At 71.5% G+C, this 24,591-nt stretch carries 24 protein-coding genes; 8 read left to right on the top strand and 16 right to left on the bottom strand.

What is annotated here, in order from left to right; all coding sequences use genetic code 11:
- Together QNA09_RS03295 and QNA09_RS03290 are read right to left on the bottom strand one after the other, a co-directional pair.
- Complete coding sequence (locus tag QNA09_RS03295; RefSeq protein ID WP_017680647.1) at positions 1 to 1,497, bottom strand: cytochrome ubiquinol oxidase subunit I; 1,497 nt, start codon at positions 1,495 to 1,497, stop codon at positions 1 to 3.
- 212 nt (positions 1,498 to 1,709) lie between these two features.
- Positions 1,710 to 2,555, bottom strand: a complete 846-nt coding sequence (locus QNA09_RS03290) for an aminodeoxychorismate lyase (protein ID WP_017680646.1) — start codon at positions 2,553 to 2,555, stop codon at positions 1,710 to 1,712.
- A 54-nt stretch (positions 2,556 to 2,609) separates the two neighbouring features.
- On the opposite strand from QNA09_RS03290, the gene QNA09_RS03285 reads away from it, so the two are divergent.
- The 4 genes from QNA09_RS03285 to QNA09_RS03270 all read left to right on the top strand — a co-directional run bounded on the left by QNA09_RS03285 (position 2,610) and on the right by QNA09_RS03270 (position 5,775).
- Positions 2,610 to 3,740: a folate-binding protein YgfZ gene (locus tag QNA09_RS03285; protein WP_102031006.1), complete on the top strand. Its 1,131-nt coding sequence runs from the start codon at positions 2,610 to 2,612 to the stop codon at positions 3,738 to 3,740.
- Positions 3,737 to 4,411 (top strand): MOSC domain-containing protein, encoded by a 675-nt coding sequence (locus tag QNA09_RS03280; protein WP_017680645.1) that lies wholly within the window; start codon positions 3,737 to 3,739, stop codon positions 4,409 to 4,411. The genes QNA09_RS03285 and QNA09_RS03280 overlap by 4 nt, the downstream gene beginning before the upstream one ends.
- The gene (locus QNA09_RS03275) at positions 4,408 to 5,382 is read left to right on the top strand and encodes an asparaginase (RefSeq protein WP_119699463.1); all 975 of its coding nucleotides are present in this window, start codon (positions 4,408 to 4,410) and stop codon (positions 5,380 to 5,382) included. The genes QNA09_RS03280 and QNA09_RS03275 overlap by 4 nt, the downstream gene beginning before the upstream one ends.
- A 183-nt stretch (positions 5,383 to 5,565) precedes the next feature.
- Positions 5,566 to 5,775, top strand: a complete 210-nt coding sequence (locus QNA09_RS03270; RefSeq protein ID WP_003936528.1) for a DUF3073 domain-containing protein — start codon at positions 5,566 to 5,568, stop codon at positions 5,773 to 5,775.
- A gap of 265 nt (positions 5,776 to 6,040) precedes the next feature.
- Here QNA09_RS03270 and purM read toward each other — a convergent pair whose 3' ends face one another.
- From purM to QNA09_RS03230, 8 genes are all read right to left on the bottom strand, one after another.
- Positions 6,041 to 7,114 carry a phosphoribosylformylglycinamidine cyclo-ligase gene (gene purM / locus QNA09_RS03265; RefSeq protein ID WP_026137732.1) on the bottom strand — a complete coding sequence of 358 codons (1,074 nt, stop codon included), beginning with the start codon at positions 7,112 to 7,114 and terminating at the stop codon, positions 6,041 to 6,043.
- 175 nt (positions 7,115 to 7,289) lie between these two features.
- Positions 7,290 to 8,876: an amidophosphoribosyltransferase gene (gene purF / locus QNA09_RS03260; protein WP_010593852.1), complete on the bottom strand. Its 1,587-nt coding sequence runs from the start codon at positions 8,874 to 8,876 to the stop codon at positions 7,290 to 7,292.
- A 116-nt stretch (positions 8,877 to 8,992) separates the two neighbouring features.
- Positions 8,993 to 9,379, bottom strand: a complete 387-nt coding sequence (locus tag QNA09_RS03255; protein ID WP_010593851.1) for a sterol carrier family protein — start codon at positions 9,377 to 9,379, stop codon at positions 8,993 to 8,995.
- Positions 9,380 to 9,390: 11 nt separating this feature from the next.
- Positions 9,391 to 10,074, bottom strand: coding sequence for a CPBP family intramembrane glutamic endopeptidase (locus QNA09_RS03250; protein ID WP_010593850.1), 684 nt, complete (start codon positions 10,072 to 10,074; stop codon positions 9,391 to 9,393).
- Positions 10,071 to 11,843 (bottom strand): alpha/beta-hydrolase family protein, encoded by a 1,773-nt coding sequence (locus QNA09_RS03245; RefSeq protein WP_119699462.1) that lies wholly within the window; start codon positions 11,841 to 11,843, stop codon positions 10,071 to 10,073. Before QNA09_RS03245 ends, QNA09_RS03250 begins: the two co-directional genes overlap by 4 nt.
- A 3-nt stretch (positions 11,844 to 11,846) precedes the next feature.
- Positions 11,847 to 14,153: a phosphoribosylformylglycinamidine synthase subunit PurL gene (purL, locus tag QNA09_RS03240; RefSeq protein WP_010593848.1), complete on the bottom strand. Its 2,307-nt coding sequence runs from the start codon at positions 14,151 to 14,153 to the stop codon at positions 11,847 to 11,849.
- A gap of 65 nt (positions 14,154 to 14,218) precedes the next feature.
- Positions 14,219 to 14,830 (bottom strand): Uma2 family endonuclease, encoded by a 612-nt coding sequence (locus QNA09_RS03235; RefSeq protein WP_010593847.1) that lies wholly within the window; start codon positions 14,828 to 14,830, stop codon positions 14,219 to 14,221.
- A 69-nt stretch (positions 14,831 to 14,899) separates the two neighbouring features.
- Positions 14,900 to 16,198 carry a M18 family aminopeptidase gene (locus tag QNA09_RS03230; RefSeq protein WP_010593846.1) on the bottom strand — a complete coding sequence of 433 codons (1,299 nt, stop codon included), beginning with the start codon at positions 16,196 to 16,198 and terminating at the stop codon, positions 14,900 to 14,902.
- A gap of 120 nt (positions 16,199 to 16,318) precedes the next feature.
- Between QNA09_RS03230 and QNA09_RS03225 the strand changes: the two genes are divergently transcribed.
- Positions 16,319 to 17,416 carry an ATP-binding protein gene (locus tag QNA09_RS03225; protein ID WP_244213227.1) on the top strand — a complete coding sequence of 366 codons (1,098 nt, stop codon included), beginning with the start codon at positions 16,319 to 16,321 and terminating at the stop codon, positions 17,414 to 17,416.
- A 46-nt stretch (positions 17,417 to 17,462) separates the two neighbouring features.
- Here QNA09_RS03225 and QNA09_RS03220 read toward each other — a convergent pair whose 3' ends face one another.
- The 4 genes from QNA09_RS03220 to QNA09_RS03205 form a co-directional block, all read right to left on the bottom strand.
- Positions 17,463 to 17,813, bottom strand: coding sequence for a VOC family protein (locus QNA09_RS03220; RefSeq protein ID WP_010593843.1), 351 nt, complete (start codon positions 17,811 to 17,813; stop codon positions 17,463 to 17,465).
- 60 nt (positions 17,814 to 17,873) lie between these two features.
- Positions 17,874 to 18,239: a hypothetical protein gene (locus tag QNA09_RS03215; RefSeq protein WP_010593842.1), complete on the bottom strand. Its 366-nt coding sequence runs from the start codon at positions 18,237 to 18,239 to the stop codon at positions 17,874 to 17,876.
- Positions 18,240 to 18,586: 347 nt separating this feature from the next.
- Entirely contained in the window at positions 18,587 to 20,656 is a 2,070-nt protein-coding gene (locus QNA09_RS03210; protein ID WP_119699460.1) for a copper-translocating P-type ATPase, read from the bottom strand.
- Between the two features lie 107 nt (positions 20,657 to 20,763).
- The gene (locus QNA09_RS03205) at positions 20,764 to 21,345 is read right to left on the bottom strand and encodes a DUF305 domain-containing protein (RefSeq protein ID WP_010593840.1); all 582 of its coding nucleotides are present in this window, start codon (positions 21,343 to 21,345) and stop codon (positions 20,764 to 20,766) included.
- 174 nt (positions 21,346 to 21,519) lie between these two features.
- Here QNA09_RS03205 and QNA09_RS03200 point away from each other — a divergent pair, with 174 nt between their 5' ends.
- The 3 genes from QNA09_RS03200 to QNA09_RS03190 are packed head-to-tail and all read left to right on the top strand — an operon-like array spanning position 21,520 to position 23,686.
- The gene (locus QNA09_RS03200) at positions 21,520 to 21,759 is read left to right on the top strand and encodes a hypothetical protein (protein ID WP_010593839.1); all 240 of its coding nucleotides are present in this window, start codon (positions 21,520 to 21,522) and stop codon (positions 21,757 to 21,759) included.
- Positions 21,756 to 22,568, top strand: coding sequence for a response regulator transcription factor (locus QNA09_RS03195; protein ID WP_010593838.1), 813 nt, complete (start codon positions 21,756 to 21,758; stop codon positions 22,566 to 22,568). Before QNA09_RS03200 ends, QNA09_RS03195 begins: the two co-directional genes overlap by 4 nt.
- On the top strand, positions 22,565 to 23,686 hold the full coding sequence (locus QNA09_RS03190; RefSeq protein WP_010593837.1) for a cell wall metabolism sensor histidine kinase WalK: 1,122 nt from the start codon (positions 22,565 to 22,567) through the stop codon (positions 23,684 to 23,686). The genes QNA09_RS03195 and QNA09_RS03190 overlap by 4 nt, the downstream gene beginning before the upstream one ends.
- Here the strand turns inward: QNA09_RS03190 and purQ are convergent.
- Both purQ and purS read right to left on the bottom strand, forming a co-directional pair.
- Positions 23,653 to 24,330 carry a phosphoribosylformylglycinamidine synthase subunit PurQ gene (gene purQ, locus QNA09_RS03185; protein WP_003936545.1) on the bottom strand — a complete coding sequence of 226 codons (678 nt, stop codon included), beginning with the start codon at positions 24,328 to 24,330 and terminating at the stop codon, positions 23,653 to 23,655. The two genes, QNA09_RS03190 and purQ, sit on opposite strands and share 34 nt — an antisense overlap.
- Positions 24,327 to 24,572, bottom strand: coding sequence for a phosphoribosylformylglycinamidine synthase subunit PurS (gene purS, locus QNA09_RS03180; protein ID WP_003936546.1), 246 nt, complete (start codon positions 24,570 to 24,572; stop codon positions 24,327 to 24,329). The genes purQ and purS overlap by 4 nt, the downstream gene beginning before the upstream one ends.
- Positions 24,573 to 24,591 lie beyond the last annotated feature (19 nt).

Below are 24,591 nucleotides of genomic sequence, written 5' to 3'. Positions count from 1 at the left end.
CTAGTACGCGAAGGACAGCTGCTTGGGCCGGCCGGTGTCGTCGGGTTCGTCGTCGTGCTCGCCCGGCGGGTGAGCGTCGTGCGGCAGCGGGCCCTCGAGGGTGTAGCGGCGGATCAGCCAGAACCACACGACGCCGAGCGCACCGTAGACGACGGTGAAGGCCACCAGGGAGGCGATCACGGCGCCGGCCGAGTTGTTCGACACGCCCTGGTCGACGGTCAGCCGGATCATGTCCACGCCCGTCGGGTTGGGGTGCACGACCCACGGCTGGCGGCCCATCTCGGTGAAGATCCAGCCGGCGCTGTTGGCCAGGAACGGCGTGGGGATGGCGAGGATGCTCAACCAGCCGAACCACTTCTGGTCGGGGACGCGGCCGCGGCGGGTCACCCACAGACCGGCGACGGCCAGCGCTGCCGACCCGGCGGCCAGGCCGATCATGGCGCGGAACGACCAGTAGGTGACGAACAGGTTGGGGCGGTAGTTGCCGGGACCGAATTGCTGCTCGTACTGGTCCTGCAGGTCTTCGACGCCCTGCAGGGTGACGCCGGTGAACTCGCCCTGCGCGAGGTACGGCAGCACGTACGGCACCTCGAGGACGTGGATGACGCCGTCGCAGTTGTTGTGCGTACCGATCGTCAGGACCGAGAACTTGGGGTCGGTCTCGGTGTGGCACAGCGACTCCGCGGACGCCATCTTCATCGGCTGCTGTTCGAACATGAGCTTCGCCTGGATGTCGCCGCTGACGAAGAGCGCGACACCGGAGACGATCATCACGAGCATGCCGAGCCGGGCGGCGGGCCGGAACATGCCGCGGGCCTCGCCTTCGAGCCGGTCGGCCTCGACCGGCTCGGCCTGCGCGGCGCGGCGCATGTTGCGCACCATCCACCAGCCGGCGATGCCGGCGACGAACGTGCCGGCGGTGAGGAACGCCCCGGCGACGGTGTGCGGGAACGCCGCGAGCGCGGTGTTGTTGGTCAGCAGTTCCCAGATGCTCGTCAGTTCCGCACGCCCGGTCTCGGGGTTGTACGTCGCGCCGACGGGGTGCTGCATGAACGAGTTGGCGGAGATGATGAAGTACGCGGAGGCGTTCACGCCGATCGCGACCAGCCAGATCGTCGCCAGGTGGACCAGTTTCGGTAGCCGGCCCCATCCGAAGATCCACAGGCCGAGGAAGGTCGATTCGAGGAAGAACGCCACCAGGCCCTCGAGCGCCAGCGGGGCGCCGAAGACGTCCCCGACGAAGCGGGAGTATTCGCTCCAGTTCATGCCGAACTGGAATTCCTGCACGATGCCGGTGGCCACGCCGAGGGCGAAGTTGATGAGGAAGAGCTTGCCGAAGAACTTCGTCAGGCGGTACCAGTGGTCCTTCTTCGTGACCACCCACATGGTCTGCATGACCGCGATGAGCGGGGCGAGACCGATGGTCAGCGGGACGAGGATGAAGTGATAGACGGTGGTGATGCCGAACTGCCACCGGGACAGGTCCAACACATCCATGGCTACTCCGAGGTAACGCCCAGGGACAGGCTCCGAGTCCGGGGCACGGGCTCGGGGCCTCGGACTCTGTGCACAAGGAACCATCCGCCGGACGCGTCGGTGACCTTGTTACTACTTACAGTAGTAGAAGTGGACAGGAGCGTCGACGGTGTCGACCGACACATCCCCGCGCTCGCGTGCTCCGGACCGGCCCACGACGGGGGATCCGGCGCTCACTCGACCGCGGCGTCCACCAGGGCCTCGACCTCGCCGACCAGGGACCGCCGGGACAGATCGTGCCCGTCGAGGGTGTGCACCCGCGCCGCCAGCGCGACGCTCGAGACCAGCCAGACGCCATCTGCCACAACGAGATCCGCAGGACGGACCGGCTCGTACCGCACCACGAAGTTGTGGTCGCCCGCGACGTCGAACAGCGCCTGCTGGGTGGTGCCGGGCAGGATTCCCTGCTCGGGCGGCGGGGTGATCAGCGTGCGCCCGCGCGCGACGAGGACCGACGAACGTGGCCCTTCCAACACGAAACCCTCGCTGCTGATGTAGATCACATCGTCGGCCCCGAGGGACTCCGCATGCCGCAGCGCCGCCATGTTCGTCGCGTAGGACAGGGTCTTGGCCCCGAGCAGCTGCCACGGCGCCTTCGACGCGAGATCCACCGAATACCCGCGCTCGAGCGTCACCACGGACACACCGTCCGCGCGGGCCTTGTACACCCGTTCGGCCACCGGGGTCAGCAACAGGAACGCGGTCGGCTCACTGCCACCCTCCCGGCCGCGGGTGTACACCAGGCGCAACGCCCCTTCCCGCTCCGCGTCCCACTGCTCGACCGCGACGTCGATCGCCAGCCGCCAGTCGTCGCGGTCGGGCGTCGGCAGCCCCGCCGCCGCGGCGGAGGACACGAGCCGGCTCAGGTGCTGCTCGACGGTCCGTGCCCGCCCACCGCGCACGAGGAGGGTCTCGAACACCCCGTCGCCGCGCAGCACCCCGATGTCGTCCGCGTGCAGCAGCGGCACGTCCGCGTCCCGAACCTCGCCGTCCAGCGTCACCAGCACCCGCTCAGCCATGCGCACACCCTATCCATTCCGCCGGGCGCAGACCCGCGCTCCTAGACTGATGTCGTGGCCGACACTCCCTTTGTGACCGACAGCCCACTTCTCGCTCGTCCCGGTGCCGTTCCCGCGCCGGCCGGCACCCCGGACACGGGACTGCCCTGGCACTACGGCGATCCGTTCGGCGAACAGCGGGCCGCCCTCACCGGCGTGGCCGTCGTCGACCGTTCGACCCGGTTCGTCGTCGCGATCTCCGGCGAGGAGCGCCTGAGCTGGTTGCACACCATCTCCAGCCAGCACGTCGCGCAGCTGCCCGACGGCACCTCGGCGGAGAACCTCAGCCTCGATGCGCAGGGCCGCGTCGAGCACCACTTCGTGCAGACCGACCTCGACGGCGTCACCTGGATCGACACCGAACCGCAGCGCGGGCCGGACCTGTTGACGTTCCTCAGCAGAATGGTGTTCTGGTCCAAGGCCGAGCCGCGGGACGGCAACGAGATGGCCGTGCTGAGCCTGCTCGGGCCGCGCGCCGGCGATGCCCCCGTCCTGGCCGCGCTGGGCATCGACGCCCTGCCCGCCGACGTCTACGCCGCGGTCGCCCTGCCCGGCGGCGGGCTCGTCCGGCGCATGCCCTGGCCCACCGACGACGCCTGGGACCTGCTCGTCCCCCGCGAGCGGCTCACCGACGTGTTCGCCGCCCTGGTCGACGCCGGGGCCCGCCCGGCCGGAACGTGGGCGTTCGAGGCGCTGCGCGTCGTCGCGCTCCGCCCGCGGATCGGTCTCGACACCGACGAGCGCACCATCCCGCACGAGGCCCGCTGGATCGGCGGCCCGGCCGAGCACGGCGCCGTCCATCTCGACAAGGGCTGCTACCGGGGGCAGGAGACCGTCGCGCGGGTGCACAATCTCGGCAAGCCGCCCCGGCATCTCGTCCTGCTGCACCTCGACGGCTCCGCCGAGGGCCGGCCCGAACCCGGGGACCCGGTGACCGCCGACGGCCGCGCCGTGGGGCGGCTGGGCACCGTGGTCGACCACTTCGAGCTCGGCCCCGTCGCGCTGGCCCTGATCAAGCGGAACGTGCCCGTCGGCACGGCCCTCGTCGCCGGGCCCTGCGCCGCGGCGATCGATCCGGACTCGATCCCCGACGACGCCACCGTGCAGGCCGGCCGGCTCGCCGTGGAACGGCTCCGGGGTCGGTGAGCCACCGGAACCCGCCGACCGGACGGGTCGAGGCGGTCTGCACGGTGCACACCGTCCGCGTCAGCGGCACCCGCCGTGTCGCGCACACGGCCATCGACAAGCGTCCCGTGACCGGCCCCGTGCAGGTCCGCCGGCTCGGCCTGGCCGGCGACCGGCAGTGCGACACCGCCCACCACGGCGGTCGCCACAAGGCGGTCTACGCGTACGCCGAGGACGAGGCACGTCGCTGGGCCGACGAGCTCGGCCGCGAACTGCCCGCGGGGTGGTTCGGCGAGAACCTGCGCGTGAGCGGGATCGCCGCCTCGGATGCGGTGATCGGCGAGCGCTGGCGGATCGGCGCGCTCGGTCTGCTCCTCGAGGTCACCGGGCCGCGCACGCCGTGCGGCACCTTCGGGGTGTGGGCGCAGGAACCGGGCTGGGTGCGGCGGTTCGCCGCGCGCGGCGACACCGGGGCCTATCTGAAGGTGCTCGCCGAGGGCCCCGTCGAGGCGGGCGACGGGATCTTCGTGGTGCACGTACCCGAACACGGCGTGACCGTGCGGGACCTGTTCACCGGCCGGGACCCGGCGCGGATCGCGGAGATGCTCGCGCAGCAGGACGACCTGTCCCCTAGTGTCGCCGACAAGGCTCGCAGACGAGTCGCCGGACGAGAGGTGCAGGTGGAGTATTGAGCGTCGAACTCGTGGAAGTGGTGCGATCGGGGTTCCGCGAATGCGTGCACCGCGGCTCGCTCGTCGTACTCGACCCGGCCGGCGACGTGCGGCTCGCACTGGGCGAGATCCGCACGCCGATCTATCCGCGGTCGTCGAACAAGCCGCTGCAGGCGGTGGCGCTGCTGCGGCAGGGCTTCGTGCCCCGCTCGACGGAGGAACTCGCGATCGCGACGGCCTCGCACGAGGGCGAGGCCGGGCACGTCCGGCTGGTGGAGGCGCTGCTCGCCGGGCACGGATTCACCGAGGACGACCTGCAGTGCCCGCCGGATCTGCCGGGCAACGAACCGGCCCGGGCGACGATCGTCGCCGCCGGTCACCCCCGGCGGACGGTGTACATGAACTGCTCCGGCAAGCACGCCGCGATGCTCGCGACGTGCGCCGCGAACGGCTGGCCCGTCCGCGCCGGCTCGGACGAGCCGGGCTACCTCGACTCCGCCCATCCGCTGCAGCAGGCCGTGGTCGAGACGGTCCTCGACCTCGCGGGCGACGTCGAGGACACCGATCTCGGCATCGACGGGTGCGGCCTGCCGATCGTGCCGCTGCCCCTGGTCAATCTCGCCCGGGCCTATTCGCGGCTGGCGACGGCCGGGCCCGGGACGCCGGAACGGGCCGTGGCCGACGCGATCCGGAGTCATCCGCACCTCGTCTCTGGCACCGGCAAGGACGACGCCCGGTTGATGCCCGCGGTGCCGGGACTGCTGTGCAAGGCCGGGGCGGACGGCGTGCACGCGGGTGCCCTGCCGGACGGCACCGCGTTCGCACTGAAGATCGACGACGGCCACGAGCGGGCCCGCCTTCCCCTCACTGCCGCCCTGCTGCACCACCTCGGAGTGACGTGGTCCGAGGAGCACGCGGAGCTCGCGTCGCAGCCGGTGCTCGGCGGTGGGATCCGGGTCGGCACGGTCCGGGCGATCCCCGGAGTGCTCTGAACGCTCCCTCGTCCCGCATTTGCCCAGGTCGCCTGTGGGTGAGACCAATCGGACACCGGCGCCACCAGGTGTGTGGAGGCGGAACCGACTTTTCCACGCTAGAGTGGTGGCCAGGAAAATACTCAATTAACCGGGGCCGCCAAATTCCCCAGGCCGCCCCGTCAAGGCGCGAGGGGGTTAGCCATGGGCCGCGGCCGGGCTAAGGCAAAGCAGACCAAGGTTGCACGGGAGCTCAAGTACAGCTCACCGGCCACCGACTTCGAGAGCCTCCAGCGGGAGTTGTCTGGCGGTACACCCAACTCGCACCGGGACGAGGTCTTCGCAGACCAGCGTTCCGGACCGGACGGTCGTTCCCCCTGGGACGACGACTACGACGACGACTGGCGTCGCTGACCCGAGCCTCACGCACAGGAGGGGGGAGTCGGACCACCGACTCCCCCCTTCGCTGGCACCCTCCTCGCCGTCCGGATCTCGCACACCGCTGCGACACCCGGCCGGCAGGTGAGGCGATCCGGAAAACTTCGTCACCACGACGCGCAGCGCCCGGGCCGTCCTGCACGGCCCGGGCGCTGCGCGTATCGGTGCGACGCGTATCCGGTGTCGGATCCGGCTCCGGTGCCGACTCCGTTTCCGGTGTCGGCTCCGGACCGGCGCCGGGTCAGAACCGCGGGTGGTCGCCCACGAGCACGGCGCGCACGTCGTCCTGGTCCTGAGACTTGCGCACGGTGCCCAGCGTCCAGCAGTCGATGTGGCGCGCGGTGAGCACCGCGAGGGCCCGGTCGACGTCCTCGGGCGCGACGATCGCGACCATGCCGACGCCCATGTTGAAGGTCTTCTCCATCTCGGTCCGCTCGACGCGGCCGCGCTGGGCGATGAGCCCGAACACCGGGGCCGGGCTCCACGTGGTCCGGTCGAGCTCGGCGACGAGTCCCTTCGGCATCACCCGGGCCAGGTTGCCCGCGAGCCCTCCACCGGTGACGTGGCAGAACGTGCGGACCTCGGTTTCGGCGGCCAGCGCGAGGCAGTCCTTCGCGTAGATCCGGGTCGGCTCGAGCAGTTCCTCGCCGAGGCTGCGGCTGAACTCGTCGACGTGCGCCGTCAGGCTCATCTTGCCGATGTCGAGAAGGACCTTGCGGGCCAGCGAGTATCCGTTCGAGTGCAGCCCCGACGAACCCATGGCGATCACCACGTCGCCCGGGCGCACCCGGTCGGGCCCGAGCAGCCGGTCGGCCTCGACGACGCCGACACCCGTGGCGGACAGGTCGTAGTCCCCGTCGGCCATCACGCCGGGATGCTCGGCGGTCTCGCCGCCGAGCAGGGCGCAGCCGGCCTGGACGCAGCCCGCCGCGATGCCGCCGACGATCTCGGCCACCCGCTCGGGCACCACGCGCCCGACCGCGATGTAGTCCTGCAGGAAGAGCGGCTCGGCGCCGCAGACCACGAGGTCGTCGACGACCATCGCCACGAGGTCGAGACCGACGGTGTCGTGCTTGTCGAGGGCCTGCGCCACCGCCAGTTTGGTGCCGACCCCGTCGGTGGACGCCGCGAGCAGCGGTTCCTTGTAGTCGCCCTTGAGCGCGAACAGCCCCGCGAATCCGCCGAGGCCGCCGAGCACCTCCGGGCGGGTCGCCTTCTTCGCGTGCGGCGCGAACAGTTCGACGGCTCGATCGCCGGCCTCGATGTCCACGCCCGCCGCTGCGTAGGAAGCTCCGGGGGTTGTGTCCTCGGTCATGGGTTGTCGGCTCCAGCCTCGAGTTGTGGTGAACAGGTGTATCGGCATCGCTGCCGGGCACGCGAACGCACGCCGAAGCCCGCCGATCGCGCACCTCAAGGTACCCGACCGGGCCGGACCGCCGACGCGCGACGACGCGAAACCGGGGCCGCCGTCCTCGCGACGGCGGGCGGGTCTAGGGACGGCTCAAGGCGTCCGCGTTGTCGTTGTCGAGCGCCGGCGTGGCCCCCGCGGCCCCGCCGAGCATCCCTTCGAGCACGTTCTTCCCGACGGCGTGCTCCTTCGGCAGCGCGATCGGGTAGTGCCCGTCGAAGCACGCGGCGCACAGGCGCGAGGCGGGCTGCTCGGTGGCGCCGATCATCCCGTCGATCGAGATGTATCCGAGGGAGTCCGCACCGATCGACCGGCGCACCATCTCCACCATCTCGTCGAAGTCGTGCCCGGTCCGTTCGGAGGCGTCGCGGGTGCCGCCGCCGTTGGCGATCAGCTCGGCCGGGGATGCGAAGTCGATGCCGTAGAAGCACGGCCACTTCACCGGCGGCGACGCGATCCGCACGTGGATCTCGAGCGCACCGGCCTCGCGGAGCATCCGGATCAGGGCCCGCTGGGTGTTGCCACGCACGATCGAGTCGTCGACCACGACGAGCCGCTTGCCGCGGATGACCTCGCGCAGCGGGTTGAGCTTGAGCCGGATGCCGAGCTGGCGGATGGTCTGGCTCGGCTGGATGAAGGTACGGCCCACGTAGGCGTTCTTCATCAGGCCCTGGCCGTAGGGGATCCCCGAGCCCTGCGCGTAGCCGACGGCGGCGGGGGTGCCCGACTCCGGCACCGGAATGACCAGGTCCGCGTCGACCGGGTGTTCCTTGGCCAGTCGCCGGCCGATCTCCACGCGAGTGGCGTGCACCGAGCGGCCCGCGATCGTCGAGTCCGGCCGCGCGAGGTAGACGTACTCGAACACGCAGCCCTTGGGCTCCGGGTTCGCGAAGCGGCTCGAGCGGACGCCGTCGGCGTCGATGGCGAGCAGCTCGCCGGGCTCGATGTCGCGCACGAAGGACGCGCCGACGATGTCGAGCGCGGCGGTCTCGCTGGCCACGACCCAGCCGCGGTCCAGGCGGCCCAGGCACAGCGGCCGGATTCCCCACGGGTCGCGCGCCGCGTAGAGCGTGTGCTCGTCCATGAAGGTCAGGCAGAAGGCACCGCGCAGGGTCGGCAGCAGCTCGAGGGCCGCCTGCTCGACCGTGCTGTCGGCGGCGGCGTGCGCGAGCAGCGCGCCGACGATGTCGGAGTCGGTGGTGGCCGTGACCGCCCGCCGGTCGTCGCCGAGGCCCAGTTCCCGGGCACGCTGGGCGAGTTCGGCGGTGTTGACCAGATTGCCGTTGTGGCCGAGCGCGACGCCGGTGCCGGCCGCGGTCGTGCGGAAGATCGGCTGGGCGTTCTCCCAGGTGGTCGACCCGGTGGTCGAGTAGCGACAGTGCCCGATCGCGATGTGCCCGGACATGGCGGCGAGGGTCTGCTCGTCGAAGACCTGGCTCACCAGCCCGAGATCCTTGAACACGAGGACCTGAGAGCCGTCGGCGACGGCGATACCGGCCGCCTCCTGCCCCCGGTGCTGCAGCGCATAGAGGCCGTAGTACGTGAGCTTGGACACATCCTCGCCCGGAGCCCAGACTCCGAAGACTCCGCACTCCTCACGAGGTTCGTTCTCGGGTTCCTCGGCTGCGAGGAGATTACGTGTGTGAACCGACAGATCGGCACTGGTCACCGGGGTGCTCCCTGGGGGCTGGACAAAAGAGAGGCAAGGCCATTCTACGGGTCGGCCGACGATGCCCCGCTCCGACGGGTCACCGGGGCCTCCTCCGCCGTTCCCAGCCCTTGCGCTCACAACCGCAACAGCGGCATCCAGTGCGCGATCTCCGCGGCACGGCTCCCGGACGCGTCCAGCGATCCCGCGGCGGCGGCGTCGGCGAAATCGACGAGTCCCGTGACCAGACGAAGCCACGTCCGCGGGCCGGTCTCGACGACGTTGGGCGGGGTCCCCCGGGTGTGGCGGGGCCCCTCGATGCACTGCACCGCCACGAACGGCGGCACCCGCACCTCGACGCTGGATCCGGGCGCCGCCTGCTCCAGGGCGCGAGCGGTCAGGCGCACCGCCGCCGCGAGGTCGGCGCGGACCGGTGCGTCGACCGTCTCGTCCCGCAGCCACGGACCGACCCGCAGGACGGCGGCGCGGAGCTCGGCGGGGTCGACGGGTTTGCGCGGTGCCACGGCGAGCCAGCCTAGCTACGCCGGGCGGCGTCGTCGTCCTCGGCGGGCAGTCCCGCCAGCCGCACCGCCACGGCCCCGCCGACGTTGAGTGCCAGGTGCAGCAGGGCAGGTGCGAGGACGCTGCCGCTGCGGCGGCGCAGCCGGTCGAAGACCACCGCCGAGAGTCCGGTGACGAGCACCGTGCCGAGCACGTGATGACCGGCGTCCCGTGCGGGCTGCACGTGCCACAGCCCGAACGCCGCCGCGTGCAGACCGGACCCCGCCGTGCCCGGACCGAGCAGCGCCGTGAGAACGCTGCGGAACAGCAGCTCCTCGGCGGCGACGGTGCCGAACGGAATGTGCAGCCCCACCCATTCGTAGAAGTCCTCGCGTTCGGCACGGGCTTCGTCGACGAGCCGGGCCCGCAGCGACGGGACGGCGAGCATGCCTGCGTACGCGGCCAGCGGGACGGCGGCGGCGGCCAGACCCCACCGCGCGCCGGACACGAGATGCCGCGGATCCAGTCCCAGCATGCCCCGCTCGACGCCCGCGGCCCGGGCCGCGAACACCGCGGCGGTGCCGACGGTCGCCGAGAGCACGGCGCGCCCGCGCGGCCCGATCCGGGTGGCAGGCAGCACCGCGCCCCAGCCCACGACCGCCGCGGCGACCGCCGGACCGAGCCACGGCCGGCGGTGACTCCGTCCCGGCCGGCTCACTTCTCCGGTCCCTGCAGATCGTCGATGACGGTCAGCGCGAACCGCACCCGCTCGGTGTCGGCCTCGGTCCAGCCGTCGGGCGCAGTGACCGCGATCCAGCCGTCGAGCACCGTGGTGCCGTAGTTGTGACCGTGCCCGTCGGGCACCCCGGCGGCGTTGGTCAGATCCGCCGAGACCTGCCAGAAGGTCACGAACGGGAACCAGCGCATCTGCGGAAGCCGGTCGGGGCCGGGCGGTTCGGACAGCCAGTCCGGCCGGCTGACGATCAGGTCCGGGGACCACCACACCACCGGATCGGACGCGTGCTGCAGGTACAGGATCCGGGGGAACAGCCACGGGGTGTCGGGCTCCCCGATCGACGCGCGGTCGTCGGCGAAGCGCACCACCAGGCCGTCCGCGTACACCGGTTCGACCTCGGTCGTGCCCGGGTCTCGGCGGTCGACGAGCTGGCGCCACAGGCGGTTCGAGTTGGGCGGGCCGACCCACAGGACGCCGTCGACGGTGTCGCGGATCGCGGCAACCGTGCCGAAAGCGCCCTCCCCCGACTGGGTTCCGAGGCTCTCCCCGTACACATACAGCTCCGGCCGATGCTCGGCGGACTGGGCGAGCCACCGGTTGTGAACCCGATCGATGAGCATGTCGCCGGCGGCCGCGGCCTTCTCACGGTCGGCGAGGAAGGAGATCCAGCTCGGCATGTACGAGTACTGCCACGCGACGAGGGCGACGTCGCCGTTGTGGACGAGTTCCATCATCATCGCCGCGGTCGGATTGACCCATCCCGTTCCGGTGGTCGGGATGATCACGAGCACCTCGCGGTCGAACGCATCGGTGCGTTCGAGCTCGTCGATCACGACGTCGGCACGCGCCTCGGGGGTGTCGGCGGTCTCGAGTCCCGCGTAGACCCGGATCGGTTCCCGGGCCGGGGCACCGTTGATCGCGGTCAGCTCGGCGGCGTCGAGACCTCGGCCGACGAAGTCGCGCCCCTGGTAGCCGAGGGTGTCCCACGCCGCGAACGACTCGGGGCTCCCGGACTTCTCGGGCACGAGCGGCTGCGTGACTCCCGGCCGGGTCTCGTTGTTGCGGATGCCGAACACCCAGTTCAGTCCCGCGTAGGCGCCCCGGGCCAGCACACCGTCGATGAGCATGAACACCACCAGCACCACCAGCAGCGCACCGAGCGAACGCGCGGCCCCCGGCGGAATGCGCAGACGCCGCACCAGCTGCCACGCGACGATCCCCGCGAGTTCGCGCAGGCCGCGCCAGGTGGCGATCAGGGTGAGCGCGACGGCGGCGGCGAGCACCAGGGTCCGCAGATACCCGCTGGTCGTGGTGCCCTCGGCGTTCATCAGCGCGGCCAGCTGGCGTTGCTGCCGCGACGCGAACACCAGCGCCACCAGCGACGCGAGCACGGCGGCGACCGGGACCGCCACCTTGATCGCCCGCAGCACGGGCAGCGGCGGTGGCCACCACGGCCGCTTCGCCAGCAGCCGGTTGCCGGCCCAGCCGACGGCACATCCCACCCCGTAGCCGATGGCGACGTTGATGCCGCCGATCAGCCCCTGGAACAACCAGTCGCGAGGCAGCAGCGACGGAGTCAGCGACCAGCAGAAGAACAGGGCCGCGAAGGCGATGCCGGTGAAATCCAGGCTCAGCGCCCCCCACACCTGGGCGGTATGGGGGTGGCGGTCACCGAATTCGGTGACCGCGTCGATGATCCGGCCCTGCCGGGCCTCTATCGACGCCAGCCGATCGACCTGGGAACCGACCATCGCTCACCCGAACAACGCCGGAAGTGTGCCCTCGTAGACCTCGCGCAGTTCGGCCGTCGTGACCGAGAACAGACCCTGCACCTCGACGGAGTCGGAGCCCTCGTCGACGACCCCGATCCGCACCCACGGCATGTCGCGCGCCGTGCACATGCCGGTGAAGCGGGTCTCCTCGGTGCGCGGCACCGCCACCAGCACCCGGCCGGCGGACTCGGAGAACAGGGTCACGAACGGGTCCGCGTCCTCCGGCAGCAGGATCCGGCAGCCGGTCTCGCCGGCCAGCGCGGCCTCGACGACCGCCTGCGCGAGACCGCCCTCGGACAGGTCGTGGGCGGCGGAGACCAGGCCGTCGCGCGAGGCGGCGGTGAGGATCTCGGCGAGCAGCCGCTCCCGCTCGAGGTCGACCTTCGGCGGGACGCCACCGAGGTGATCGTGCTCGACCTGCGCCCAGATCGAGCCGTCGAACTCGTCGCGGGTCTCCCCCAGCAGGATGAGCGTCTCGCCCGGCTCGAGGCCGAGGCCGGTGGGGATGCGGCGGTGCACGTCGTCGATCACGCCGAGCACGGCGACGACCGGGGTCGGCAGGATCGGAGTGGCCCCGGTCTGGTTGTAGAAGCTGACGTTGCCGCCGGTGACGGGAATGCCGAGCTGCGCGCACCCGTCGGCGAGACCGCGCACGGCCTGCTGGAACTGCCACATCACGCCCGGATCCTCGGGCGAGCCGAAGTTCAGGCAGTTGGACACGGCCTTCGGGGTGGCACCGGTGACGGCGACGTTGCGGTAGGCCTCGGCGAGGGCGAGCTGCGCGCCGGCGTACGGGTCGAGCTGGGTGTAGCGGCCCGAAGCGTCGGTGGCGAGCGCGATCCCGCGGCCGGTCTGCTCGTCGACGCGGATCACGCCCGCGTCGGCGTGCTCGGCGAGCACCGTGTTGCCGCGGACGTAGCGGTCGTACTGCTCGGTGATCCACTTGCGGCTGCACAGCTGCGGCGAGCCGATCATCTTCAGCAGGGTCGCCTTCAGTTCCTCGGGCGTCTGCGGCCGCTTCAGCCCCGCAGTGGTGTCCGCGACGAGCGAGTCCTGGGACTCCGGGCGCTGCACCGGGCGGTGGTACACCGGGCCCTCGTGCGCGACGGTGCGCGGCGGCACGTCGACGACGGTCTCACCGTGCCAGTCGATGACGAGCCGGTCGCCGTCGGTGACCTCGCCGATCACGGTGGCCAGCACGTCCCACTTCTTGCACACGGCCATGAAGGCGTCGACGTTCTCCGGGGTCACGACGGCGCACATGCGCTCCTGGGACTCGCTCGAGAGCACCTCGGCGGGGGTCATGCCGGTCGCGCGCATCGGAACCCGCTCGAGCGCGACGTGCATGCCGCCGTCGCCGGCGGCGGCCAGCTCGGAGGTCGCGCAGGCGAGGCCGGCGCCGCCGAGGTCCTGGATGCCGACGACGAGCTTCTCGCGGTAGAGGTCGAGGCAGCACTCGATGAGCACCTTCTCGGTGAACGGATCCCCCACCTGCACCGCCGGCAGCTTCTTGCGGGACTTCGAGGGGCCGGCTTCCTGTCCGGAACCGGATTCGTCACCGTCGAAGGTCTCCGACGCCAGGACGGACACGCCGCCGATGCCGTCGAGGCCCGTGCGCGCGCCGAACAGGATGATCTTGTTGCCCGTGCCCGACGCGAACGCCAGGTGCAGGTCCTCCGTGCGCATCGCCCCGGCACACAGCGCATTGACCAGGGGGTTGCCGGCATAGGAGGCGTCGAAGACGGTTTCGCCGCCGACGTTGGGCAGGCCGAGGGAGTTGCCGTACCCACCGATGCCGCGGACCACGCCGTCGACGACGCGCCGGGTGTCGGGCGCGTCCGCGGCGCCGAAGCGCAACTGGTCCATGACCGCGATCGGACGGGCACCCATCGCCATGATGTCGCGGACGATGCCGCCGACACCGGTCGCGGCACCCTGGTACGGCTCGACGTAGGACGGATGGTTGTGGGACTCGACCTTGAAGGTGACCGCCCAGCCGTCGCCGATGTCGACGACGCCGGCGTTCTCACCGATGCCCGCGAGCATCGAGGCCCGCATCTCGTCGGTGGTGGTCTCCCCGAAGTACCGCAGGTGCACCTTGGAGGACTTGTAGGAGCAGTGCTCGGACCACATCACCGAGTACATGGCCAGCTCGGCATCCGTGGGACGACGGCCCAGGATCTCCCGGATGCGGGCGTACTCGTCGTCCTTCAGTCCCAGCTCACGGAAGGGCTGGGCGACTTCGGGGGTTTCGGCGGCGTGGGTGACGGTATCCACCTGCGGTGACACTGGGCGTCGGGTCCCTTCACTCTGGGATCGAAACGGCAGGCCGGGCGCGCGCTGCCGCGGCCAGTCTATCCGGGTGCACGCCCGGCTCCGTCCACCGGTGCGGACCGCTGGGGCGGCCGCACCGCCGTCAAGGCGTCGAGGTCCACGCTCACGCGGTGCCCCGCGACCGGGAGCGTCACCTTGCCCGTGTACTCGCCCTCGTAGCGATACCACCCGTCGTCGAGCACGAACACCCCGAGCGTGGCGGGCTCGACGAGGTCGATCATCCAGTACACGGGGATACGGGCCTCGGCGTACTCGGAGAACTTGGTGACGCGGTCGGTGCGGACGGAGCCCTCGGCCATGACCTCCACCACCAGCCGGACGTCGGTCCCCGTCGCGCGGTCCGGATCGGCATCCACCAGTGCGCGGTCGACGACGATGCCGTCCGGGCAGCGCACCGTCAGCGGGGTCTCGGTGAGCAGCACCTCCACGTCGCCGAGCACGGCGAGTTCCTTCGGCAGCTGGTCGGCGAGCTGGGCGACCAGCCCGAACGCGACGTGCTGGTGCAGGTACCCGGGCCGCGGCGACGCCGACAGGACCCCCTCGCAGACCTCGACGTGGAACTGTTCGTACTCGGGCAGTTCCGCCCATTCGGCGAGGGTCAGCAGATGGTCGGGGAACGACGGGCCGGTCACAGGATCACCACCGTTCGCGGTCGGGCGTGTTGTCCCCTCAGTCTGGCACCGGATGCCGCACCGTGCCGGTCAGTTGGGCGGAGTGAGGAACGCCTCGAGCGCGCGGGCGTACGCGGTGACGTCCTTCGTTCCCATGAGTTCGCGCGCCGAGTGCATCGCGAGCTGCGGGGCCCCGACGTCGACGGTCGTCAGTCCGGTCCGGGAGGCGGTGATGGGGCCGATCGTCGAACCGCACGGCAGGTCGGCGCGATGCACGTAGCGCTGCAACGGCACTCCGGCCTGCTCGCAGGCGAGCGCGAAGGCAGCGGCGCCGGCGGCGTCGGTGGCGTAGCGCAGGTTCTGGTTGACCTTGAGCACGGGGCCGCCGTTCACCGCGATGCGGTGGGCGGGCTCGTGGCGGTCGGGGTAGTTCGGGTGGGTGGCATGAGCCATGTCTCCGGAGGCCACCACCGAGCCGGCCATCGTCCGGAGGAAGTCCTCGCGGCCGCCGCCCCGGGCCAGCACGACCCGTTCGAGCACGGTGGTCAACAGGTCGGAGAACGCCCCGCGGTCGGACATGCTGCCGACCTCCTCGTGGTCGAACAGCGCGAGCACCGGCGCCGGGCCACCGTTCCCGGCGACGTGGCCGACGGCCGCGAGCAGCGCCGCGGTCCCGGCGTAGCAGGTGCCCTGGTTGTCCAGGCGCGGCGCGCTGAGCAGGTCCGCATCCGCCCCGATCAGGGTGGACGGGGCGAGATCGTGGGTCATCAGCTCCCAGCCCAGGATCGCGTCGGCCTCCACCTCGACGGCCTCCGCGAGGAAGGCGAGGAAGGACCGCGGCGCGGTGCCCACTCCCCACACGGCGTTCACGTGGCGCTGCGGATCCAGTTGCACGCCCTTGCGGTCCTCCGACAGGTGGATGGCGAGTTGCGGCACGCGCAGGATCGGCCGATCGACGCGCACGAGGACGTCCTCGGCCCCGGTGCCGGTCCGTACGGTGAGCCGGCCGGAGATGCCGAGATCGCGGTCCAGCCACGAGTTCAGCCAGGCTCCCCCGTACGGTTCGAGGCCGACCAGCTGCCAGCCCGCCGAGGTGAGGTCCGGATGCTGCTTGACCCGCAGGTTGGGGCTGTCGGTGTGCCCGCCCACGATCCGGAACGGGCGGGCGGGGTCGCCGTCGGCGCCTTCGGTGCTCCACGCGATCAGCGAACCGCCCCGCAGCAGGTAGTAGCGGCCGGGCTCGCTCGGCCACACCTCGGTCTCGGTGAGCTGCGTGAAGCCCGCGTCGGCGAGAGCGGCGGCGACGGTTGCGCACACGTGGAACGGCGACGGCGACAGATCCACGAAGTTGCACAGGCCCTGAGCGTCGGCGGCGGTAGTCGTAGGCATGGGTGCATCCTCGCACCGCCCGCACCGCTATACACCGCTAAAAGCACCAAAAGAACTAAAAGGAGCTAAAAATCCAGCTAGGCTGGCCGGGTGCGGAACCCGTTCAGACCGTCGTTCGGGGTGACGCCGCCCCTGCTCGTGGGGCGCGGCGACCTGGTGGAGGACTTCGGCGCCTCGCTCGACGACGGTCCGGGCGCGCCCGGACGCGCCACCCTCTACACCGGTGCACGCGGGGTCGGGAAGACCGTGATGCTCAACCAGGCCGAGGAGCAGGCCCGCCGCCGGGGCTGGCTGGTGATCTCCGAGACCGCCACCCCCGGGCTCGTCGACCGGCTCACCCGCGAGCACCTGCCCCGGCTGCTGCACGAGCATCGCGACCCACCGGCCCGGCGCCGGCTGACCGGCGGGTCCGTCGCCGGGGTCTCGGTGAGCTGGACCGACGTCGCGGAGGGCCGGCCCGAGGCCGGCTTGCGCCGGCAGCTCGAGGAGCTGACCGGCATCCTGGCCGGCCACGGCACCGGGCTGCTGATCAGCGTCGACGAGATGCACCGCCGGCGCAGTGGCGACCTGCGCGAGCTCGGCGCCGTCGTCCAGCACGCGTTCCGGGAGGAGCGGGAGCTGGCGTTCGTCGGCGCCGGCCTCCCGGCCGCGGTGAGCGACCTGCTGAGCGACGACGTCGTCACGTTCCTGCGCCGCGCCGACCGGCACGTCCTCGGCCCCGTGTCCCTCGACGACGTCGCCGAGGCGATCCGCGTCCCCGTCGAGGAGTCGGGACGCTCGATCGCGGACGAGCAGTGCCGCACGGCCGCGGCCGCCACCGGCGGATATCCCTTCCTGATCCAGCTGGTGGGCCACAACGTGTGGCGCCGCCGTCCGGACCGGGAACACATCACCGCCGAGGATGTCGCCGACGGCATCGCGGCCGCCCGCCGGCGGATCGGCTCGCTCGTGCTCGAGCCGAGCCTGGCCGATCTGTCGCAGATCGACCGCAGCTTCCTCGTCGCCATGGCGGTCGACGACGGTCCCAGCCGGATCGGCGACGTCGCACGACGCCTCGGCGTGAACGGCACCTACGCCAGCCAGTACCGGCTCCGGTTGATCAACGCCGAACTCGTCGAACCCGCCGGCTACGGCCGGCTCGAATTCACCATGCCCTACCTGCGCGAGTACCTGCGCGAGCATGCCGCCTCGATGGGCGTGCCGCCCCGAGAAGGGTGAGACGTCAACGCTCTTCCGGAGAACCTCGACGCTCTTCCGACAGACCTCAGGGGGTGCTCGCCACGCAGAACTGGTTGCCGTCCGGGTCGGCGAGCGTCACCCACCGGAACCCGCCCATGTCCTGGCGGTGCACCTCGCTCGCACCCGCCTCGACGAGCCGGCTCACCTCGGCGTCGAGGTCGGGCGCCACCAGGTCCAGGTGGATCCGGTTCTTGCCCGGCGTCGGATCCGGAACCTTCTGGAACCCGAGTTTCTGTGGAGTGCCGGGCATTCCGACGACGAAGAACCAGCCCTCGTTGTCCTGTTCGATCCGGCCGCCGGTCTGTTCGGCCCACCACGTGGCGAGCGGACCGGGGTCGGCGCTGTCGAAGGTGATCATGCCGATGTTCAGTGCCATGGCCGGGACGGTAACGGACGGGGCCGACAACGTTGCGCCGCAACGGCACCGGGTACGCCGTCAGCAGGCGGCGCGAACGAGTTGGGTGATGCGGTCCACCTGCTGATCGGTGGGGGCGACCGCACCGTTGGTGGACAGTTCGGCGACGTTGTCGCGGATCTCCTCGTCGCTCGCACCGTCGTCGATCAACGGACAGGTTTCGGTGACGATCGCCTCGATGGAGGCATCGTCCCTGCCGTCGGCCAGGTTCGGGTATCCCGTCCGGAACGTCGCGACGAACGTCCCCAGCTTCGCCGCGTCGACGGCACGTTCGACGACGCTGGAGGCGACGCTGCCGGCCGGGCGGGTCGTGCTCGCCGGCGCCGACGTCTCGTCGTCGGATCCACAGGAGGTGAGGAGGAAGAGGGCGGCGACCGCCGCCACCACAGCAGTCCGAGTCTTCATGGTTCGAGCGTGACACGCCGGGACGTTCCCGTGCCCCGGAAAGGCGGAATTCGCGGCGGACCGCTGCGCTCGGGCACGTTCCGCCCCGGCGGCCGGACAGCCCCGAGGCCGGACAGCCCCGGGGAAAGATGCGTAATGCTACTCGAGACACGGACCGCGACATGCGGCATAGTGGTGCCCGGCACGGCCGATCGGGGGATTCGGCAGTGCCGGCCGGAGCCGGTTGGGGGCCGCTCCGGACCGGAGAAGAAGGGGCCCCGCCGCCGATCGGGACGGCGACGGGGTCCCTTTCTCGTCATGTTCTCTCGCCACGCCGGACGACGATCGGGTCAGCTCCCGGCTGCGATCTTCGCCGGATCCAGCTCCAACCGGCGCAGCAACTGCGCGTTGAGCGCCACGACGATCGTGGACACCGACATGAGCACCGCGGCGACCGCGGGCGGCAGCACCACCCCGGCGAAGGCCAGCACACCGGCCGCGAGCGGCACCGCGACGATGTTGTACCCGGTGGCCCAGACCAGGTTCTGCCACATCTTGCGGAAACTCGCCTGCGACAGGGCGATCACCGACAGCACGGCACGCGGGTCGTCGGCGGCCAGGACCACCCCGGCCGACTCGACGGCGACGTCGGTGCCCGCGCCGATGGCGATGCCGACGTCGGCGCGGGCCAGGGCCGGCGCGTCGTTGACGCCGTCGCCGACCATCGCGACGCGGTGCCCGCGGGCCTGCAGCTCGGCGACCTTCGCGTCCTTGTGTTCGGGCAGCACGTTCGCGAACACCTCGTCGATACCGAGGTCGGCGGCGACGGCGTCGGCCACCTGGAGCGCGTCCCCGGTGATCATGGCGACCTTCACTCCGCGTGCGTGCAGGGCGTCGATCGCCTGCCGCGACTCCTCGCGCACCGCGTCCTCGAGCGCGACGGCCCCGAGCACAGCACCGTCGCGCACGACGTGCAGCACCGACGCCCCGCGCGCGACCCAGGGTCCGGTCGCGGCCTCGACGTCGGCGGGAACGTGCGCCCCCAGGTCCGCGAGGACGGCCGGACCGCCGACGAACACGGTGGCCCCGTCCACCACGGCTCGCACCCCGCGTCCGGGCAGGGACCGGAAGTCCTTCGCCGGCACCGCGGCCCGGCCTCCGGCGGCCGCAACGACGGCGCGGGCGACGGGGTGCTCGCTGTCGGATTCGACGGCGGCCGCCAGGGCCAGCAGGTCGTCCTCGGTGATGCCGGCGGTGGCGACGACGTCGGTGACGACGTGCCGGCCCTGAGTGAGGGTCCCGGTCTTGTCGAACAGGACGACGTCCACGCCGCGCATCCGCTCGAGCGACAGCCGGTCCTTGACGAGTACGCCGGCGCGGGCAGCGCGCTCGGTCGAGATCGCGATGACGAGCGGAATGGCCAGGCCCAGCGCGTGCGGGCACGCGATGACCAGGACCGTGACGGTACGGACGACGGCCTCGTCGAGGTTGCCGAGCAGCGTCCACACGGCGAAGGTGAGGACACCGGCGAGGGTGGCGAAGTAGAAGAGGAAGGCGGCGGCCCGGTCCGCGAGCGCCTGGGCTCGGGAGGACGAGGCCTGCGCGTCGGCGACCATGCGCTGGATGCCGGCGAGCGCGGTGTCCTCCCCCACCGCGGTGATGCGCACGCGCAGTGCACTGTCGGTGGCGATCGTGCCGGCGACGACGGTGTCGCCGACGGCGCGGGGCACGGCGCGGGACTCACCGGTGATCATCGACTCGTCCACCTCGGCGCGGCCGTCGACGACCGTCCCGTCGGCCGGGACGCGCGCACCGGCCCGCACCAGGGCGACATCGCCGACGGTGAGGTCGCCGAGCGGGACCGGCACCACGCCGTCCGCGGTCACCTTCTCGGCCGTGTCGGGCAGCATCGCGGCCAGGGCGTCGAGCGCGCGCGACGCCGAGCCCAGCGCCCGCATCTCGAGCCAGTGCCCGAGCAGCATGATCACGATCAGCAGCGCCAGTTCCCACCAGAAGTCGAGGTCGAACCCGCCCAGTCCGAGCGTGGTCACCCAGGACGCCGCGAACGCGACGCTGATGGCCATGGCGATGAGCAGCATCATTCCGGGCCGGCGGTCGCGCAGCTCGTTCCACCCGCCGACGAGGAAGGGGCTGCCGCCGTAGACGAAGACGACCGTGCCCAGGACGGGCGAGACCCATCCGGCCCACGCGGCGTCGGGCAGCGGGTAGCCGAGCAGGTCGGCGAACATGGCGCTGAAGACCACGATCGGAACCGCGAGGACCAGGCTCACCCAGAATCTGCGCCGGAAGATCTCACCGTGCGGCCCGTGACCGGCGTGCCGGTCCCGGCTGCGCCCGGTGTCGTTCCCTCCGGGTGGCGCGGTGTGGGCCCCGTGTCCGTGGTGTGCGAGCTGTGTCATGGCTTTCGCCTCGATCCGTTTCCGTTTCCGTGGACCCTTCCATTGATACCCCCAGGGGGTATCAATGGAAGGATTGGGGCGGTCACGATTCGGTCACGGCGGTGGAACTACTGCTCGAGCATGGCGCGCATCTCGTCGATCTCCGCCTGCTGTGTCGCGATGATCGACTCGGCGAGTTGCCGCGCCTCCGGGTTCACTCCCTCGGCCAGCTCGGTCTGCGACATCTCGATCGCACCCTCGTGATGGGCGATCATCATGGTCAGCCACATGCGGTCGAAGTCCATGCCGCGGGCCCCCATCATGGAATCCCACTCGTCGTCGGACATCATTCCCGGCATGCCGCCGGGCATCCCCATGCCGCCGTGCCCCATCCCGTCCTCGTCCGGTGCCTCCTGCCCCCACTCCGCGAGCAGCGACTCCATCTGCTCCATCTCGGGTTCCTGGGCGGCCTCGATGCGGGCGGCGAGGTCGATCAGTTGCGGATCCTCGCTGCGCTCGGGCACGGCCTGGGCCATCTGCACGGCCTGCGCGTGATGGGGGTACATCTCCTGCAGGAACTCGACGTCCGCGTCGGCGAACTGCGCCTGCGCGGCCGGAGCCGAGGTCTGGGACGTGCCCGGGGCCGACGTCCCTGCCTGTTGCTGCGGCTCGTCGCTGCCACACGCCGCGATCACCACAGCCAGCGGCACCGCTGCCGCCGCCGCTACTACTCTCTTGTTCCACAACATGATTCGAACGTACTCGTCGCATCGGCCGGGTCCGGTGCCGCAGGCCCTGGCCCGGCCGGTCCTTCATCGAAACTTCATCGTCCGCAGGGCCCGCCCACATGCGGCGGCGCGCACACTCGTCACAGGAGGTGCGCGATGATGGGTTGGTACGGCGGCGCGGGCTGGGCCGCGGCCCTCGCGATGGGTGTGTTCTGGCTGTTGCTCGCCGGGGTGGTGGTGTGGGCGGTGATCCGGGCCGCGGCACCACCGGATTCCGGCGACGATGCCCGCCGGATCCTGGATCGGCGGCTCGCCTCCGGCGAGATCGACCTCGAGACCTACCGGACCCTGCGCGACGAACTGGACGCGCGGTCTCCGCGACGGATGCGGCGATGACCCGCATGCCCGGCACGCGAGGCACCCCCTCGGTCGCCGGGCAGAGCCATCCGGTTGCGCACCCGCCCCGCGACGAGGAACGGGCGGCCGTGAGCGCTGGGTACCCTGGCCGCGTGCACACCCCCGGCCCGCGCATCCTCGTAGTCGACGACGAAGCAGCCCTGGCGAAGGTGGTGGCCAGCTATCTCGAACGGGAGGGCTTCGAGGTCGCACTCGCCCACGACGGGCCGACGGCCGTCGCGCTCGCCCGGCGAACGGATCCGGTGCTCGTCGTGCTCGACCTGATGCTCCCGGGTTTCGACGGGATCGAGGTGTGCCGGCAACTGCGGACGTTCTCCGACGCGTACGTGCTCATGCTCACCGCCCGGGGCGACGAGGTGGACAAGGTCATCGGCCTGTCGGTGGGAGCCGACGACTACGTCGTGAAGCCTTTCGGGCCGAGGGAACTCGTCGCCCGGGTACGGGCGATGCTGCGCCGGCCCCGCAGCGGCACCGCGTCGGAGGCACCGCGCCGCATCGGCGGGCTCGTCGTCGATCCGGTGTCGCGCACCGTCTCGGTCGACGACGCACCCGTCGCGCTGACACGCACGGAATTCGATGTGCTGCTGGCACTTTCGGATCGACCGTCGGCGGCGCTGTCACGGCGGCAGATCATCGACGAGGTGTGGGGGCCGAACTGGTTCGGCGACGAGCACATCGTCGACGTCCACATCCGTGCGCTGCGCCGCAAGCTCGGCGACGACGCCGCCGCCCCCCGCTTCGTCCGTACGGTGCGCGGAGTCGGGTACGCGATGGAGGCCACGGGGTGAACCGGCTGGGACTGCGGGGGCGGCTGCTGATCGCGCAGTTGCTCGTGCTGCTCGTCGGGGCGGCGACACTCACCGTGGTCGCGACGCTGGTGGCCGCCCCGCTGTTCCACTACCACCTGGCCCACGCGGGTGTGGAGAACGCGCAGGTGCGCCTGCACACCGAGGAGGCGTTCGCGCAGGCCGGGGCGGTCGCGCTCGCCGCCGGGGCGGCCGTCGCGCTCGGGGCCGCCGCGATCACGTCCGTCGTCCTGATGCGCCGCATCACCGCGCCGGTGAGCCGGCTGGTCGAGGCCACGGGCCATGTCGCCCGCGGCCGCTACGACGTGCCGATCACCCGGTCCGGCGACGCGGACTTCGCCCGGCTCGAGAACGCCTTCGCCGACATGGCAGGCCGTCTCTACACCACCGAACTCTCCCGACGCCGGCTCCTCGACGATCTCGCTCACGAACTGCGCACCCCCGTCGCGACGCTCGAGGCCTACCTCGAAGGCATCGAAGACGACGTACTGCCCGCCGACGCCACCTCGTGGCAGGTGATGCACGATCAGCTCGACCGATTGCGGCGTCTCGTGTCGGACCTGTCCGACCTCTCCGCCGCGGACGAGCACGCGCTCGACCTGCACCCCGAGGAGGGCGACCTCGCCGCGACGGTGGCGGCGTCGGTGTCGGCCGCGACCCCGCGGTTCGCCGACAAGCAGGTGGGACTCGAGGCGGAACCGCCCGAGGTGCTGCCGCCGGTCCGGTTCGATCCGCAGCGGGTCGCACAGATCCTGACGAACCTGCTCGAGAACGCCCTACGGCACACGCCGGCCGGGGGCCGGGTGGTCGTCACGTGCGAGCGCACGGACCGGGCGACCGTCCTGGTGCGGGTGCGCGACACGGGCGACGGCATACCCGCGGATCAGCTCGACGCGGTGTTCGAGCGGTTCCACCGGGTCGATCCGGCCCGCAGCCCCGGCGGCAGCGGCCTGGGCCTGACCATTGCGCGCAGCCTCGCCCGCGCCCACGGCGGCGACCTCACGGCCGCGAGCGACGGGCCCGGGCGGGGCGCCCGCTTCGACCTGACCCTGCCTACGAACGGGTGTCAGGCGGAGACGACCGCGTCGAGAACGCTGTAGAACATGCCGAGCCCGTCGTCGCTGGGGCCCGTGAGTGCTTCGGTGGCGTGCTCGGGGTGCGGCATCAGACCGACGACGCGTCCGTTCGCCGACGAGATGCCCGCGATGCCGCGCTGGGAGCCGTTCGGGTTGTCGCCGGCGTAGCGGAACACCACGCGGCCCTCGCCCTCCAGTTCGTCCAGCACCTTCTCCGAAGCCTGGAACCGGCCCTCACCCGACTTGAGGGGCACCAGGATCTCGGCACCGGCCTCGTAACGGGTGGTCCACGCGGTGTCGTTCGACTCCACCTTCAGCCACTGATCGCGGCAGATGAAGTGCAGGCCCTCGTTGCGGGTGAGGGCACCCGGCAGCAGACCGGCCTCGCACAGCACCTGGAAGCCGTTGCAGATGCCGAGCACCGGCATACCGCCCCGAGCGGCCTCGACGACCTTGCCCATGACGGGGGCGAAGCGCGCGATGGCGCCGCAGCGCAGGTAGTCGCCGTAGGAGAAGCCACCGGGCACGATCACCGCGTCGACTCCCCTCAGGTCGGCGTCGCCGTGCCAGAGGCTGACGGCCTCACCGCCGGCGAGTTCGACGGCGCGGGCCGCATCGATGTCGTCGAGCGTGCCCGGGAAGGTGATGACCCCGACGCGTGCACTCATGCGTCACCGTCGATCCGGCGCACGGTCCAGTCCTCGATGACCGTGTTGGCCAGCAGCGCCTCGGCGATCTTCTCGACCTCGGCGTCGCCGACGCTGCCGTCGACCTCGAGCTCGAAGCGCTTTCCCTGACGGACGTCGGACACGCCCGCGAAGCCCAGTCGCGACAGCGCCCCGACAATGGCCTGGCCCTGCGGATCGAGAATCTCGGCCTTGGGCATGACTTCGACGACGACACGAGCCACGTGCTGCTCCTCGGTAGTA

The sequence above is a fragment of the Rhodococcus sp. AH-ZY2 genome, from assembly GCF_030916465.1.
Lineage (GTDB): Bacteria > Actinomycetota > Actinomycetes > Mycobacteriales > Mycobacteriaceae > Rhodococcus > Rhodococcus ruber.
Note: the sequence above shows the minus strand (reverse complement) of the source record. Positions and strands in the feature narration are given on the sequence as shown.